Below are 15,837 nucleotides of genomic sequence, written 5' to 3' on the forward strand. Positions count from 1 at the left end.
TTTTTCCCTTTCATTCAGCCGGATGCAGACCGTTGTCGGATGTTCATGGAACCGCCGTGTGCACCCGCCGTTCAGCGGGCAAAGGAGATGCACAATGCGCAAGTTTCTGATGAGCGCGGCGGCTATCGCGCTCACCGCGACCGGTGCCCTCGCCGATCCGGGCAACGGCAAGGGTCACGGTGCCGACAAGGGCGGCGCAAACGCCGTCATGGAAGCCCATGGCAACGGTCACGGCAAGGCCGACAAGCCCGGGAATTCCGACAGGGGCCCGGCCCTGAAGGCCGCCGCAAAGGACGATCGCGGACCCGGTCCAAACGCCGATAGGGCCGATAAGGGACCCCCGGTGAAGGGAAACAGGGAAGACCGCTGGGAGCGCCCGGACAGGAGCGAGCGAGTCAAGGCGACCGAGCGGCGCGCCGACCGTGACTATCGTTCGAAGGACGATCGCGACTATCGCCGCGACGGCTACCGCGAGGTGCGGACGATCACGTTCGGCGATCGCGATCGCTATGGTTACATCGAAGGGTGCCCCCCGGGACTCGCCAAGAAGAACAACGGGTGCATGCCTCCGGGTCTCGCCAAGAAGCAAGACGGTTGGGACGACCGGTTCTACCAGCCCTCGTTTTTCGGCTACCGGGCGCCGGGCGACGGCCGCTATTATTACGATGACGGCTATCTTTTCCGGACCGGTTCGAACGGATCGATCCTGGGATATATCCCGCTGCTGGGCGGCGCCCTTTCGGTCGGCAATCCGTGGCCGAGCTACTATCAGCCGGTTTCGGTCCCCGATTACTATGTCGACTATTTCAACCTCGGGTCCGCCGACAGCTATCGATACGCAGACAACGTGCTGTACCGCGTCGACCCGCAGACCTCCGCGATCACCTCGATCGCGGCGCTACTGACCGGCGACCAGTTCGCCGTCGGACAGCCGATGCCGTCGGGCTACGACGTGTATAACGTGCCCTACGCCTACCGCGACCGGTACTACGACACGCCCGACAGCTATTACCGCTATGCGGACGGGTACGTGTACCAGGTCGATCCGACCACGCAGCTCATTCAGGCTGCCATCCAGCTGCTGACATGAGGGTCATGACCATGCCGATGATGAAACCGATCGCGGCCGCCGCCGCACTCGCGGTCCTTTCCCCGCTCACCGCGTGTTCGCAGTCCGATGCTCCGGCTGCTACTGACGGCGCCGCCGAGCCGTCCGCCAACCGCACTCTCGCGGCAACGATCGGGGGCGCCTCGGATCTGACGACGCTGTCGGGTGCCCTGACGGAAGCGGGCCTTGCCGACGTATTCGACGGGCCGGGCAGTTACACGATCCTCGCGCCGGAAGACGGCGCCTTCGGGTCGCTCGAAGGCGGGCCGGAAGCGATGGCGGACGACGCCCGGCGCGCCGAACTGGTGGCGGTGCTGCGCGGGCATATCCTGCCCGGACACCTCACGCCCGACGCGATCCGCAAGGCGATCGACGACCGCAAGGGTCCGGTCACGATGACCACGCTCGACGACGGGGAAGTGACCTTTTCGAAATCGGGCAACGCGATCACCGTGACCCGCGCGGGCGGCGCCAAGGCGACCATCGAAGGCCAGGCACTCGTTGCCAGCAATGGTGTCGTGCTGAAGGTGGATCAGCTGCTCAAGAGGCCCGGCGGCTCGCCCTCGGCCTGAACGGTCCGCTATAACGGGAGCGTCCTGCGGGCCAATGCCCGCCGGGCGCCCCGAAAAGCATGCTCAGTAATCCCGGCTGACCTCGGCGACGATCGATTCGCGACCGATTGTCGAAATGCTGCCGAGGATCGACAGCCAGCTGGTGATCCGGAACTCCGCCTGTGTCGCGCTGTATCCGCGCCCGTCGGTAATGATCTCGACGTAGAAACGCCGGCCGATGTTCTTGCCGAGCGCGATCGAGGTTGCCTGGCCGAGTGCCGGGTCCGCGCTGACGATCCGCAAGCGGTCGAGCCCGATTGCCGAACGCAGCTTGTTGATCGGGTCCATTCCGCCGCCGCCCCTGAGCGAGGCGAGCGCCGAGCCCAGCTGGAGGACGTCGGTTGCCGACAGCTCGGTGATCGAGCCCCCGAACAGCAGCCGGGCGAGGATCTCCTCTTCGGGCAGCGAGGGGGTCGACTGGAAGGTGATTTCTGGCTGCAGGGCGCTCCCCTGCACCTTCACTTCCACGTCGATGCCTTGCGACCGGCTCTCGGCGACGATGTCGAGCCGGGGATCCACCGGCACGTTCTCGTCAAACCGGATGACCCCTCGCGTAAGCTCGAATCGCGTTCCGGCGAAGGTGTAGTCGCCGCGGATCATCCGCGCCTCGCCCCCGATGCGCGGATCGTCGGTGGTCCCGCGAACGCGCACGTTCGCACCCCACTCGCTGTCGAGTCCCATGCCATCGACATCGACCCGGCTCGGCGCACGCGCGTCGATGAGATAACGCCATGGCCGCGTGGCTGCTGGGCTCGGCCGGACGTCATAGGGCAGGTTGATTTCGCGGGTCCTGATCTGCGGCAGCCGCACATCCGCGGCGGCGGTGCCGAGACGCCAGCTCGCGCGGTCCACCATGACCCTGCCGGCAATCGTGCCGCCAATGCCATCCGATACGATCCGCAACGGTCCGGTGACGGTCGCGCTCAGGCCTTGCGCATCGAGCAGGCGGGCATCGCGAGCGGCGATGCGTATGTCGAGCTGCGGTCCCCTGACGCCGAGGTCCTCGAGCGTGATCACTCCGCTCCCGCTAACGCTGCCCCCGTTCGGGGAGGTGCCGGCGAACCGGGTGAGCCTCAGTCGGGAGCCCGAAAAAGTGCCCCGCGCCTTGACGTTGGTCAGGTCGGTGCCGGACAGGCTCGACCGCAATCGCAGGTTCTCGCTCGCCACGACCCCCCGCACCCGAGGCGCGGCGAGTGACCCGGTGACGTCGGCAGCGACCGAGAGGGGTCCGGTCAGGTCGAAGGCATCGACGGCGGCAAGCCGCCAGAGCGCGTCGGCGGGACCCCGGTAGCGCAACTGGGCAAACAGGTCGCCTGCCCGCAGCCGGTCGAACAGAGTCCCGTCGCGCGGCAGGCCCGCGACACGGCCCTGGAGCCGCCCGCGCCGCTGGCCGCCCTCGTCCATCACCGCGCGGGTCTCCAGCCGCTCGGGCGACAGCCGCATCACCAGCGCCAGGTCCATCGGGCGAGAGGTAAGCACCAGACCCGATCGGGTCAGATCATCGATCTTGATCCGCGCCTCGCCCGTCAGGGGCGCGCCGCCGCCACTCGCGAAGTCGACGACGCCCGAAATCCTGCCACCCAGGCCGAGCTCGGTGAAGATGTCGACCACCGAGAGCGGCATGCCGGCCATCTGGAGCGTCAGCGCTGTGCGTCCGCCACCCAGCTCGCCCGATCCGATCAGCGATCCGCCCGCGAAGTTCACCTGGGTGGGCTCGAGCCGCCAGCCGCCGTCCGGCTGCTTGAGCAGGACCGCCCGGCGCGGCATCGTTATCGACCGCCCTGCAAACTCGCCCCGCGCGGCGATCGCAACCTGCTCGGGCGCGACGTTGGCATTGAGCTGCATCGCAAATCGGCTTCCGCGCCTGCCGGCGACCGAGGCGGTGACGGTTCCCTCCCCGTTGCGAAGGTCGGCCCGGGCGGCAAGCCGCCCGATGAACAGGCTCCCGTAGGTGATTCCCTGGGCATAGACACTGCCGCCGATCGTGCTGTTGCCATCGGCCAGCAGGCCATTTGCCTCGATGTCGGCGCGGCCGATCGACAGCGGCGTCGCGCCGGCGAACCGCGCTTCGCGCGCGGCAAGCTTCACGTCGAATGCCTGCCCCCCGGCCCGGGGCGCCAGTGCGATCGTGCCATCGAGCCCCCCGCCCGACACTGCCAACGTGCCGGCGGCCCCGCCGTCCGCGAGAGCAAGGTTACCGGTGACCGAAGTTTTCCAGATGTCGAGCCGGCGGATCGCCAGTCGCGTGGGGCCGCCCGATGGCGCCAGGAGATCGATCTGGCCGTCGAACGGCCCCAGCAGCGAATCGCCCCGCGTCTCGATGCCGAAGCCGTCATCGGTCGGTACCACTGCGACCCGTACGTCCTTGAGCCCCGCTGCGGGCAGCGGGTCGGCGAATACCAGCACAGCTTCCGGGCCGCGCGAGGTGTAGGCGCCCTCGACCGTGAAGGGACCGTAGTCGGCGTGACGGCCCCGCCCTGCCACGCTGGTCCGACCGGGCCGGATCATCCCGTCGAGGAACAGGTCGAGCTTGGCCGAATCGATCCGCACCCCCCGGAAATCGAACGGCCGGTTCCCGCCCGTCGCGATCCCCCCGCTGAAGGCGATGGATGGACCGGCAAGGTTCGCGAGCGTTTCGTTGGTCACCTGTGGGATGCGGCCGCGAAAATCCGCCCTCAGCGTCCACGGCGAAGCGCCGAAGGTGGCAACGATTGTGGCGCCGCCGTTGAGCGTGCCGATGTTCTCGAGCGCCAGCCCGTTGGCGGTGACCGGCCCCGAAACTCGGTAGTTGCCACTTGCGGTGTCGCCCGCAAGCGCCAGTTGCGCGCTTGCGCCAGGAAACGCGAGCGCGAGGCGGTCCGAAGTAAGCCGGCCGCCCGCATACACGATGGTCCCGCGCACCGATCCGTCGACCAGCCTGGGGTCTATCTGCGCGGAACCGGTGACGATGCGCGCGATCGAGGCATCGACCGGCAACGTCCAGCGCGTGCCGTCAAAGGTCGCCGTCCCCTTCTGTGCCACCCCGCTGACTTCGGTCGTACCGCTGGCGAACCGCGCCACCGTCAGCCGGTGATCGATAGCCAGGTCGCGGAACGGGCCATCAAGCGTGGCGGCGATCCGCGCCCCCTCGATCCGCGTACCGGGTCCCAGCAACGCCGGGTTCCTGACCCGCGCATTGACGGCGAGCGACTCGACCGCGTTCTCTCCGAGGTCGAGGGCGCCGGTCGCGGTGCCCGCGATGCCGCCTGCGACCATGCGCACAGTGCCGTCGAACACGCTGTCGCGAAGCGTCCCGGTCGCCTTGTACGAAACCGTCTCCCCCGCCGCGCCGCGCAGCAGGCCCGGCGCGATCGCCGCCTGCGGCCGGGCCTGCCCGACCAGCGTGTAGTCGCCGCCCCTGTTCGCCACCCGGAAGGCGGCGAAGTTTTCGCCGTCGCGCAGCACCTGCCCGACGCCGTTCCACCGGCTCCAGCTACCGTCACCGTAGACCCGGGCGACATAGCCTGCCTCAGCCCCGATCAAGCCGGCGATCACGCCCCCCTTTGGAGCCCGGTAGTCGAGATCGATATCGAACCTGTCCCCGTCGGGTTCCGCATCGACGAGCGCGCGTATGCGATCGAATTCGCCCAGGCGGCCGTTCGCGTCCAGGAGCACCCGCCCGTCGCGGATGTCGGCCCTTGCCAGCAGGTTGACCTCGTGCGCCTCGGACCCGACAAGTCCCTTCGCAATCGTGAGGTCGTCGATCTTCAGCCGGTCGATCCGGATATCGAAATTGGGAAGGACAGGCGCGTCCGGATCGCCGGGGTTGAGTTCGGGCAGCCGGAACAGCGTCCCGCGGTGCGTGGTCAGCTCGCGCACGTCGAGCCCGCGCGTGAACCAGCTCAGCGGGCGCCAGTCGAGTTCGACGATCGGGACGCTCAGGAAAGGTCCCTTCGGATCGGAGAGCGTGACATCGTGCAGCGTCGCCTTGCCGTAGAGATCACCCTCGATCCGGCCGATGCTGATCCCGAGACCCGACGCGGGCGCGACCTTGGCTATCCGGTCGGTCACCCACCGCTGCCCGATGGGGCTGTTGAGCAAAGCCACCGCGGCGACGACCAGCAGCACCAGAGCCGCAAGGCTGCCCCCCACCCACTTCGCGGTCTTCCGCGCCCATCTGGCAGGGGTGCTCCCGGTCCTTGCCGGCCGGTCCGGCTCGGCCGATGGGGAGTCCGTGGTTTTCGGCTCGCTCATCAAAATGCCTGCCCCAGCGACACGTAGACCGCGATCCGGCTATCCCCCGGAGCGGGATTGATGGGGGTCGCAACGTCGAGCCGGAGCGGTCCGAAGCCGGTATCGTAGCGAACGCCGATGCCGGCTCCGAAGCGGACGGTATCGAAATCGGGCGTGACCGATTGGCTCACCGATCCTGCGTCGAGGAAAGGTACGACCGACAGCGCACCGTCGAAATACCTGGTGCCGATCCGCGCCTCGATCGCGCCTTCGACGAGGCTGCGGCCGCCGGTCGGGTTCCCGTTCGCGTCGCGCGGCCCGATCGCCTGGAAGCCATACCCGCGCACCGATCCGCCGCCGCCGCTGTAGAGCCGCCGCGACGGGGCAATGTCGGCGAGCGCGGCGCCCGGTATGGCCCCGAACCGGACGCGCCCGGCGGCAACCACCCGCTCGCTCACCTGGCGATAGGCCGACGCGTCGATCTGGCTGCGCAGATAGAAGCTCTGGGTCGCATTGCTCCGCGACACCTCCGGCGAGAGCCGGCCGCCCAGTCGGAAACCGTTCTTGGGATCGAGCAGGCTGTCGGTCGTGTCGACCTGCGCATAAACCGGCAGCGCGCCGATGAAATACGTCCGCCGGGGTTGCACCACGCCGCCGATCGGGGCGGGCCGCTCGCCCGTCGCCACGGCCTCGAATCCGACGCTCCAGGCGAGCGGTTTCTGAAACAGCAGCGTCGACAGCCGTTCGTAGGTCCCCACGAACGAGACCGTGCGCGCGTCGTAGGCCTGGCTGGAAATCGTCGAGGCGAAGGCGTCGAGGGTAAGCACCTTGTCCCGTCCGCCGAAGTTGTTCTTGCGAAAGGTCACGCCCGCCAGTTGCTGCTGGGTTCCGGCGATACCGCGCAGCCGCAGCATACCCTCGGGCGGGAACAGGTTGCGATGTTCCCAGCTTGCCTCGACGCGGAAGCCCTCCCCGGTACCGTATCCGATGGCGCCGGCGATCGTGCGGAGCTTGGCCGGCGTGATCTCGACGTCGAGCGCGACTTCACCCGGTTGGCCGCCGGCCGGGTCGCTCACCTTGCGCCGGCTCACGGTCACCGACGATACCAATCCCGTCGAGACGATCGCGCGGCGCAGGTCGTACTCGAGCGACCGCTGGTAGATGTCGCCCGGGTCGAACCGGGCGATGGTGGCGAGGTGGCGGCCCGATAGGAAGTCGGGCAGGTTCGAATTGACCTCGCCGAACACGAACTTGCCGCCCGGCGCGACCTTCATCGTCAGGTCGCCTTCCTGCCGCGCATGGTCGACCAGCAGTTCGGGCTCGTCGATCGCGGCGAACGGATAACCCATCTCGCCCAGCGCGCGATCGAGGTCGAACTGTTCGGCGATTATTGAATCGCTCGACAGCGGATCACCCGACCGGATTTCGAACACCCGGCGCAGTGCTTCGCCGTCAGTTGCGGCGGCGAGGTCGCCCAGGTCGATCGCACCGAAGCGATAGCGCGCGCCGGGAATCAGGTCGAAACGCACCCGCGGCCGGTTCGCCGCATTTTCTTCTCCCGGCAGGGCCGCGCCCACCGTGCGGATGACCTGCGCGTCGTAATAGCCGTAGACCCGCAGCATCGTTGCCAGCAGTTCCTCGTCCGCCTTGGCCCGCGCGGCGAGCTGGGCGATGTTGTCCTCGTCCGAATCGAGTTCGGCGATGGTCGAGAGCTGCCCGAAACGTTCGGCGAACTCCGCGCGCTGGGGGAACGCGGCGTCGTCCGGCGGAAAGGCCAGGACCAGCTCCGCGGTGATCCGCACGATCTCGGCGTCGGCAAGGCCGGTCTGCTCCCGGTCCCGTTCGTCCACGTCCGCAAACTGGATCGAATCATCGGGCTCCAGGTCGGCCAGCGCCGGAAGCTCGAGGTCGTCGGGCCAGGGAAGGTCGATCGGCGGCACCTCGGCGAGCGGGGAGTCGGGATCCGGTTCTGCCAATGCGGCGACCGCGGCATCCTCGTCGGGATCGGCCGGGGCGCCTTGCGCCGCCCATCGTTCGGGGTCGGCGACCGCCGAATCGGGGATCAGTTCCTCGAGAGACGAAGGCGTACGGCGGTCCTGCGCCGCAGCCCCGACCGGGACTGCCGCCAGAACCGCGCCGGTCAGCGCGACTACGGCCTGGCTAGTCGTCCTGAGCAAACTGCGGAAGCGAGGCGTCCTTGGCGGGGCTGGCGGTTTCGCGGACCCGGGAGCGGGGTGCCATGGCAGCCGCGACGAGAGCCTCGTGTCGTTCGCGATCGAGGCGTTGCCATCCGTCGCGTCCGAGCAGTTCGATCGGCCGGTAGCGGATCTTGTACTGCATCCGTTCGGACCCTTCGACCCAGTAGCCGAGGTAGACGAAACCGAGGCCGTCTGCCTCCGCCCGCCGGATGTGGTCGAGGATGATGTAGTTGCCAAGACCCGTGCGCGCCTCATGTTCCGGGTCGTAGAACGAATAGATCATCGACAACCCGTCGCCCTGGCGATCGGTGAGGCACGCGCCGACAAGACGACCCGGCATCAGCCCATCGGCAGGCTCCCTGTATTCAATGACATAGCTGGAGACCGGCGTGTGTTCCACCATGTCCGCGTAATCGATCTCGTCCATCGCGGCCATGCCGCCGCCGGGGTGGCGGACGCCGAGGTACTTGCGCAGGAGGTCGAACTGTTCGCCGGTCGCCCACGGGCGACATTCGGTCGCCATGAGGTCGGAGTTGCGCTTGATATTGCGTTTCTGCGTGCTCGACGGGACGAAATCGCGCACGGGAACCCGTACCGATACGCAGGCCTGGCAATCGAGACAGCTCGGCCGATAGGCCACGGTCTGGCTGCGCCGGAACCCGATCCGACCCAGCGCTTCGTTGAGTTGGTCGGCATGAGGACCCTTGAGCTCGGTAAAGACCTTCCGCTCGCTGCGGCCCGGCAGGTACGGACACGGCGCCGGGCTCGTCACGAAGAAACGGGGAAAACGGACAGGAGCCGTCACGGTCTTGCGCTGGTCCTCTCTCTCGGCGCCGCGGGGGTGCGGCCAAGCTCGGTGTAACCTATGCCCGCTCGAAGGCGGCGGTAAAACACCTTTAACCATCTATCACGGTTAACGGAAACCTAGTTTGCACAGTTGCGGCAAGGTTGCCAACCGCCCGGCCCGGTTGTCAGTTGAGTTCCACCTGGCTCACCGAATAGCCCTTGTCGCGCAGGGCGGCGACCAGCGCGTCGATCTGCTCCCGGTCGCGGGCCTCGCACTCGATGTCGGTTATGAGGCCCTTGGCCGGCAGGGTGGTGAAGATGCGCTGGTGATAGATCTCGATGATGTTGACCGAGTGCGCGTCGAATTCGCGCATCACCTTGTACAGCGCGCCGGGGCGGTCCTGCAGCGTGATCCTGAGCCGTGCCAGCCGGCCCGAACGGGCAAGATCGCGCAACAGGACATTTGCGAGCAGGCGGGTATCGATGTTGCCTCCGCACAGCACGAGGCCGAGCTTGCGGCCGCGGAAACGTTCGGGATGAGCCAGAACCGCGGCAAGCCCGGCGGCCCCCGCCCCCTCGACCACGGTCTTCTCGATCTGCAACAGAAGGCTGACCGCGCGCTCGAGCGCCTCCTCCTCGACCAGCAGGATATCGTCGACCCTCTCGGCGATCACGCTGGCGGTGAATTCGCCCGGGTCCTTGACCGCGATGCCTTCGGCAAGCGTGTCGCCGCCGCATTTCACGGGGCGCCCGCTGATCCGGCCGTACATCGAAGGGTAGAGCGCTGCTTCCACGCCAACCACTTCGATTGGCGGCTCGTGCGCCTTCGCGACCGTCGAGACGCCGGAAATGAGCCCGCCGCCGCCGATCGGCACGACCAGGCAGTCGATGTCGGGCGCATCCTCGAGCATCTCGAGCGCAACCGTGCCAGCGCCTGCGGCAACGTGCGGATCGTCGAACGGATGCACAAAAGTAAGGTCGCGCTCCTTCCCGAGCAGGCGCGCGTGGGCGTAGGCCTCGTCGAACGTTTCGCCCTCGAGCACCACGTTGCCGCCGACGCTCTCGGTCTGCATGATCTTCACAGACGGGGTGGTGCGCGGCATCACGATCGTCACCGGCACGCCGAGCCGCGTTCCGTGATAGCTCAATCCCTGCGAATGGTTGCCCGCCGACGCCGCGATCACGCCGCGACTGTGCTGTTCGTCGGTCAACTGGAGCAGCGCGTTGAGCGCTCCGCGCTCTTTGTAGGCGGCTGTGAACTGCTGATTCTCGAACTTGAGCCAGATATCGGCGCCGGCGATCTGCGAGAGAGTGATCGACCGCAGCGTCGGGGTGCGCACGACCGCGCCGTGTATCCGGCGGGCCGCGGCGCGCACGTCGTCGATCGTCAGCGGCAGAGCCGCGCTCGCGGGCTCGATCAGGGTGGTCGCTCGGGTCATCTCGAGCGTGCCCTAGGGCAAATGACGCAGCGGGGAAACACGCGCGTTGTGCATTTGCTTCACGGGCGAATTTGCCTAACCGTTCTGCATGATGACACGCTCACTCCTCCTATCGCTCGCGGCCCTTTCGCTGGCCGCGCCCGCGGCCGCGGACACCCTGGTAGACAACGTCGACGGCATATCGGTCGACCGGACAGGCAAGGTCACCCGCTTCACCGGCATCTGGATCGACGACGACGGCCGCGTGAAGGAGCTTTTGCAGCGCAAGGACAAGCGTCCGCAGCGCACCGACTTTGCGGTCGACGGCAAGGGTGCGGTGGTGATTCCGGGGCTTGTCGATTCGCACGCCCACATCATGGGAATCGGCTTCGGCGCGCTCACGCTGGACCTGTCGAAGACGAAATCGCTGGCCGAGGCGCAGGCCGCGATCCGCGCTTATGCGGCCGAGTATCCCGAACGGAAATGGATCGTCGGCCGGGGATGGAACCAGGAGACCTGGGGTCTCGGCCGCTTTCCCACCGCGACCGAACTCGACGCGGCGGTAAGCGACCGGCCCGTCCTGCTCGAAAGAGTGGACGGCCACGCGCAGTGGGCGAACACACTGGCCCTGAAGGCGGCGGGCATCGATTCGGCGACCGCCGACCCGGCTGGCGGGCGGATCGAGCGCGTGCCCGGTTCGCGCGCGCCGGCGGGCGTCTTCGTCGACAACGCCGCCGACCTCGTGGCGAAGGCGGTCCCCGCGCCGCGCCCCGACGACTGGGACCTGGCCCTTGCCAAGGCACAGGAAATCCTGATCGCCAACGGCGTCACCGCCGCCGCCGACATGGGCACGACGATAGAAGCGTGGCAGGCGATGCGGCGCGCCGGCGATGCAGGCTGGTTGCAGGTGCGCCTGATGGCCTACGCCGCCGGGGTCGAAAACATGGAACTCATCGGCGGGCCCGGGCCTACCCCGTGGCTCTACGACGACAGGCTGCGGCTCAACGGGGTCAAGCTCTATGTCGACGGTGCGCTCGGCTCGCGCGGGGCGTGGCTCAAGGCTCCTTATGCCGACGATCCGAAGAACACCGGACTGCCGCTGGTCAACGGCGCACAACTGCGCAACTTCATGAGCCGGGCCGCACTCGACAAGTTCCAGGTTGCCGCGCACGCGATCGGAGACCGGGCGAATGCCGAGGTGCTCGACGCGATCGAGGAACTGGCGCCAACCTATACGGGCGACCGCCGTTGGCGGATAGAGCACGCGCAGGTCGTCGATCCGGTGGACATTTCCCGTTTCGGCAAGTTGGGCGTGATCGCCTCCATGCAACCGGTACACCAGACGTCGGACCGGCTGATGGCCGAAGCGCGGCTCGGGCCTGACCGGCTGGCGGGTGCCTACGCCTGGCGAAGCATCGCGGCGGGGGGCGCCCCGCTGGCATTCGGGACCGACGCTCCGGTCGAATCGTCGGACCCGTTCGCAAGCCTGGCAGCCGCGATCAGCAGGACCGGGCCGGACGGGCAGCCGTTCGGGGGCTGGTTCCCCGCCGAAGCGATGAGTCGGGAAACCGCGCTGGCAGCGTACACGGCAAGCGGCGCGTGGGCGGGGTTCGGCGAAGGACGGTTCGGCGAACTCAAGCCGGGCCTCCGGGCCGATTTCGTCGTACTTGACCGCGATCCCCTGCTGGTTTCTCCCGAAGACCTGCGTGCTACGCGGGTGCTCCAGACCTGGGTTGGCGGCGAACGGGTTTACGAGGCTCCTCGCGCTGCGCCCGCGCATTCGGCGGGGCGCTAACCGGATCTTAACCCTTGGCGTTGCAAGTCGCCCCCCTAGTTGCTGATACGTTTGGATAAATTCGTTCGTCGGGCGCCGGAACCTCTCACCGGGCAACGCGTTGGTGGGGGGCTGGGGCAAGCGGCCCCGGCGCGTGCATCTGCCGAAAGGCAGGCGTTTTGGTTTATGGGGATCACTCGCCTTAAGTTTTGCTGATTTCCGCCGAAAAACCGGGTTGCCTCCTAACTTTGGTTGGCTTAGGGCGGCGGGGAAGAGATTGAAGAATGCCGATCTTCGAGGAGAATATAATATGACGTTCCGCAAGCTTGCCGCCGCAGCGGCTGCTCTTTCGCTCACTGCAGCGCCCATGGTCGCCCAGGCTGCGCCCCAGCGGGTCGCCGCTCCGGCTGACGAAGCCAGCGAGATGGGTGGCTCGACCTGGATTCTCGCGATCCTGGCGTTTGCCGCGATCATCGCCGCGGTCATCATCGCCGCCGGCAACGACGACGATCCGGTCAGCCCGTAAGCTGCTGCCAGTCGTTAGAACGAGAACGGGGCCTTAGGGCCCCGTTTTTTTTGGTCGGAAGGATGGTCATACCGGGATCGAGCGGGATTGCGCAGCTCTCCCATTCGCGCCACGGGATGCTCAGTGGACACAGCACCGGTTCAATTCGATGTCGGCGCGTTCGTCGAACGGGCACTGGCACGGGCGCATCCAGGCTGGCTGGGCCTGCGCTACAATTCGCATGGCGCCGACTGGTGCGAACTCGAGTTGCCGTGGCGCGCCGACCTCGTGGGCGACGAGGGTCGGCCGGTCCTTGCCTCGGGCCCTATAATAAGTCTGTTCGACATGGCCGCGGGCATGGCGATCTGGGTCGCCTCGGGCGAATTCCGCCCGATCGCGACACTCGACCTCAGGGTCGATTACCTGCGGCCGAGCCGCGACCGCGCGCCGGTTCGTGCGCGCGTGACCTGCTACCGGCGCACGCGCACCGCCGCGTTCATCAGGGGGCAGGCGCACGACGGGGACCCGCTCGATCTGGTGGCGGAGGCGACCGGCGTGTTCATGATGCTCGATCCGGCTCGGTCGATGATGCCCGCATGACCGCATACCTCACCGCCTACGCGCGATCTCTGGGCGTGACCGTGGCCGAAACGGAGCCCGGCGTTCCCCCTCTGCTTTCGCTTCCCTTTGCCCACGAGCTCGAGGGACGGCCGGGCGCATGGCACGGCGGGGCGATCGCAGGATTGCTGGAAACCGCCGGATATGCGGCGCTGAGGAGCGCGCTTGCGGCCCGTGGCCGTGCGCCATTGCTCAAGCCCATCAACGTCACGGTCCAGTACCTGTCGGCGGGCCGCCCCCGGGGAAGTCATGCGCGCGGCCGGATCGTCCGCCTGGGCCGGCGAAACGCCAACCTTTCGGTAGAGGCGTGGCAGGACGATCCTTGCCGCCCGATCGCAACTGCCGTGATGAACGTCCTGATGGTCGAGCCTGGTTCCGCAGGCTGACGACTAGGGCGGCGGCGAGGCGGGCTGGGCCTCCTGCGGCGGACGGGCCGGCTGCGCTCCCGGTTCGATACGCACCCCGTCGCGGCCGAACCGCATGTCGATCGGGACGCCATCGACGTCGGTCGAGACGGTCACACCCTCCCCGCCAATCCGGACGCGCGAGCCGCGCTCGTCGAGCGGGAATTGCGCCTCGGGCAGCAGCGCCGGGTCCGGCACGTCCATCGGCTCGACCGGACCGCCTGGATCGTCCTGCACGTCCGGGGCGGGCGCAGGCCGGCTGGCCCCACGACCCAGCGCCTGGACCATGAAGTCGCGCCAGATCCGCGCCGGCAGGCTGCCCCCGCTGATCCCGCCAAGCGGGCTGTTGTCGTCGTTCCCGATCCACACTCCGACGACGAGGTCGCCAGCGTATCCGACGAAGAGCGCGTCGCGGTATTCCTGGCTCGTGCCGGTCTTCCCGTAGTTCGGGACCGAGAGGACCGCCGCCCGCCCCGTGCCCCGGTTAATCGCGGCGCGAAGCAGCTGCTCGATCTGCGCGTGGGTCCGGCCGGACAACCTTTCATGCCGCGTCCAGTCCCACGCTCGTGCCAGCCAGCCCTTCTCCGGCTCGGCGAAAGCCCGTGGCCGGATGGGAAACTCGTTCGCGGCAACCCCCGCATAGGCGGCGGTCAATTCGAGCAAAGTCATCGTCGACGTGCCCAGCGCCAGGCTTGGGTCACCCTGCGCGAGAGGGGACGTCACCCCCAGATCGCGCGCGGTGGCGATGACCTTTTCGCTGCCGACGGTCTGCAGCAGGCGAACCGCCGCAACATTGCTCGACCGAGCGAACGCGTCCTCGAGCGTAATGCTGTCGGAATACCGGCCACCGGCGTTCTTCGGCCGGTACGAGCCTGTCTCGAAGGGCCGGTTGTCGATTCGATCCTGCGGGTCCATCCCTTCGCGCAAAGCGGCAAGCCAGACGAACAGCTTGAAGGTCGAACCCGGTTGGCGCCGGGCCTGGGTCGCGCGGTTGAACGGCGACTCGGCATAGTCCTTGCCACCGATCATCGCGACGACCTCGCCGTTGGGACGCATTGCCACGAGCGCGACCTGCGCCTTGCCCGGCACCCGCGACGTCACTCGCCGGGCGATGGCCTGCAGACGGGAATCGAGCGTCGTGGTCAGCGTCTGCCCACCGTACCCCGCCTCGGCCAGCCGGCGGCCCTCGGGAAGCGCCCAGTCCGCGAAGTAGGTTCCGGTCGGCAGGCTCGGAGCGGGCCGCACGTCCAGTCCGGGGGGACGCATCGCCTCCGCCTCAGCCGGGGTGAGGTAGCCCGCAGCAACCATCGCGCTCTTTACCAGATCCATGCGCTTGACCGCGCGATCGTAGTGCCGGGTCGGGGCCAGCCGCGACGGCGCCTGGACGAGCCCTGCCAGCATCGCGGCCTGCTCGGGCTTCAGCCGTTCAGGCTGCCGGTAGAAATAATGAAGGCTGGCAGCGCGCAGCCCATAGACGTTATCGCCGAAATAGGCGTTCGACAGGTACCGGGCGAGGATCTCGTCCTTGGACAGCCATGCCTCGAGCCAGAACGCGATGAGCATTTCGCGCGCCTTGCGGGTAAGGGTCTGCTCGGGCGTGAGGAAGGTGAACTTGGCGAGCTGCTGGGTGATCGTCGACCCTCCGCCCACCCCGGTGAACAGCGCGCGTGCGATACCGCGCGGATCGATCCCCCAATGGTCGTAGAACCGGCGGTCCTCGATCGCGAGAAACGCCTCGACGACGTGATCGGGTAGCTTGTCGACCGCGACGGGCTCGTCGATCACCGCCCCGTTCCGGGCGATGGGCGTCCCGTCGCTGGCAAGCAGCGTCAGCTGCGGGGGAGCAATCGGTTCGAGCGACTTGGAGAGCGGCGCGGTCACCGCCAGCCATGCAACCAGCAGGATGAACAGGCCGATCAGCGCGGCAAATCCGCGGACGATCCACCAGCGCTTGCGACGCCCGAACCAAGTCGATCGTGGCGCGGGTTCCGCATCGCCGAGCCGGCGGTCCCAGTCCTCGAACCGTTCGGCCACCGGTGGCGCCCCGCCATAAGCCTCGTGCAGCGCGAAATATCCCCCGCGGGGAGCGGATTCGTCGCCGGTTCGGGATCGTCCCCAGAGGTCGCGCAACGCCATCTCAGCTGTATTAGCAGGTCAACACAGCGATGAACAGGCCGCCGTTCCTGCAGGCAATCCGGGCCGG

At 67.8% G+C, this 15,837-nt stretch carries 11 protein-coding genes; 6 read left to right on the forward strand and 5 right to left on the reverse strand.

Translation table 11 applies throughout. The features are described from left to right. Positions 1-94 precede the first annotated feature (94 nt). Both ACPV3N_RS04750 and ACPV3N_RS04755 read left to right on the forward strand, forming a co-directional pair. The gene (locus ACPV3N_RS04750; RefSeq protein WP_440115243.1) at positions 95-1,090 is read left to right on the forward strand and encodes a hypothetical protein; all 996 of its coding nucleotides are present in this window, start codon (positions 95-97) and stop codon (positions 1,088-1,090) included. Continuing rightward, positions 1,087-1,680: a fasciclin domain-containing protein gene (locus ACPV3N_RS04755; RefSeq protein WP_440115245.1), complete on the forward strand. Its 594-nt coding sequence runs from the start codon at positions 1,087-1,089 to the stop codon at positions 1,678-1,680. The genes ACPV3N_RS04750 and ACPV3N_RS04755 overlap by 4 nt, the downstream gene beginning before the upstream one ends. A gap of 63 nt (positions 1,681-1,743) precedes the next feature. On the opposite strand, the gene ACPV3N_RS04760 is transcribed toward ACPV3N_RS04755, so the two are convergent. The 4 genes from ACPV3N_RS04760 to ACPV3N_RS04775 all read right to left on the reverse strand — a co-directional run bounded on the left by ACPV3N_RS04760 (position 1,744) and on the right by ACPV3N_RS04775 (position 10,354). Beyond that, on the reverse strand, positions 1,744-5,952 hold the full coding sequence (locus ACPV3N_RS04760; RefSeq protein WP_440115247.1) for a translocation/assembly module TamB domain-containing protein: 4,209 nt from the start codon (positions 5,950-5,952) through the stop codon (positions 1,744-1,746). Further along, the gene (locus tag ACPV3N_RS04765) at positions 5,952-8,108 is read right to left on the reverse strand and encodes an autotransporter assembly complex protein TamA (RefSeq protein WP_440115249.1); all 2,157 of its coding nucleotides are present in this window, start codon (positions 8,106-8,108) and stop codon (positions 5,952-5,954) included. The genes ACPV3N_RS04760 and ACPV3N_RS04765 overlap by 1 nt, the downstream gene beginning before the upstream one ends. After that, positions 8,092-8,934: an arginyltransferase gene (locus ACPV3N_RS04770; RefSeq protein WP_440115251.1), complete on the reverse strand. Its 843-nt coding sequence runs from the start codon at positions 8,932-8,934 to the stop codon at positions 8,092-8,094. The genes ACPV3N_RS04765 and ACPV3N_RS04770 overlap by 17 nt, the downstream gene beginning before the upstream one ends. A gap of 166 nt (positions 8,935-9,100) precedes the next feature. Beyond that, positions 9,101-10,354 (reverse strand): threonine ammonia-lyase, encoded by a 1,254-nt coding sequence (locus ACPV3N_RS04775; RefSeq protein WP_440115253.1) that lies wholly within the window; start codon positions 10,352-10,354, stop codon positions 9,101-9,103. An 88-nt stretch (positions 10,355-10,442) separates the two neighbouring features. On the opposite strand from ACPV3N_RS04775, the gene ACPV3N_RS04780 reads away from it, so the two are divergent. The 4 genes from ACPV3N_RS04780 (at position 10,443) to ACPV3N_RS04795 (ending at position 13,616) form a co-directional block, all read left to right on the forward strand. After that, positions 10,443-12,128, forward strand: coding sequence for an amidohydrolase (locus ACPV3N_RS04780; protein ID WP_440115255.1), 1,686 nt, complete (start codon positions 10,443-10,445; stop codon positions 12,126-12,128). 289 nt (positions 12,129-12,417) lie between these two features. Further along, the gene (locus ACPV3N_RS04785) at positions 12,418-12,633 is read left to right on the forward strand and encodes a hypothetical protein (protein ID WP_440115257.1); all 216 of its coding nucleotides are present in this window, start codon (positions 12,418-12,420) and stop codon (positions 12,631-12,633) included. A gap of 123 nt (positions 12,634-12,756) precedes the next feature. Continuing rightward, a complete protein-coding gene (locus ACPV3N_RS04790) occupies positions 12,757-13,212 on the forward strand; it encodes a PaaI family thioesterase (RefSeq protein WP_440115259.1) in 456 nt (151 codons plus the stop codon). Next, positions 13,209-13,616 carry a PaaI family thioesterase gene (locus ACPV3N_RS04795; protein WP_440115261.1) on the forward strand — a complete coding sequence of 136 codons (408 nt, stop codon included), beginning with the start codon at positions 13,209-13,211 and terminating at the stop codon, positions 13,614-13,616. The genes ACPV3N_RS04790 and ACPV3N_RS04795 overlap by 4 nt, the downstream gene beginning before the upstream one ends. 3 nt (positions 13,617-13,619) lie before the next feature. Here ACPV3N_RS04795 and ACPV3N_RS04800 read toward each other — a convergent pair whose 3' ends face one another. Further along, positions 13,620-15,770, reverse strand: a complete 2,151-nt coding sequence (locus tag ACPV3N_RS04800) for a transglycosylase domain-containing protein (RefSeq protein WP_440115263.1) — start codon at positions 15,768-15,770, stop codon at positions 13,620-13,622. Between the last annotated feature and the right edge of the window lie 67 nt (positions 15,771-15,837).

The organism is Tsuneonella sediminis (genome assembly GCF_051912845.1).
Classification (GTDB): Bacteria; Pseudomonadota; Alphaproteobacteria; order Sphingomonadales; family Sphingomonadaceae; genus Tsuneonella; species Tsuneonella sediminis.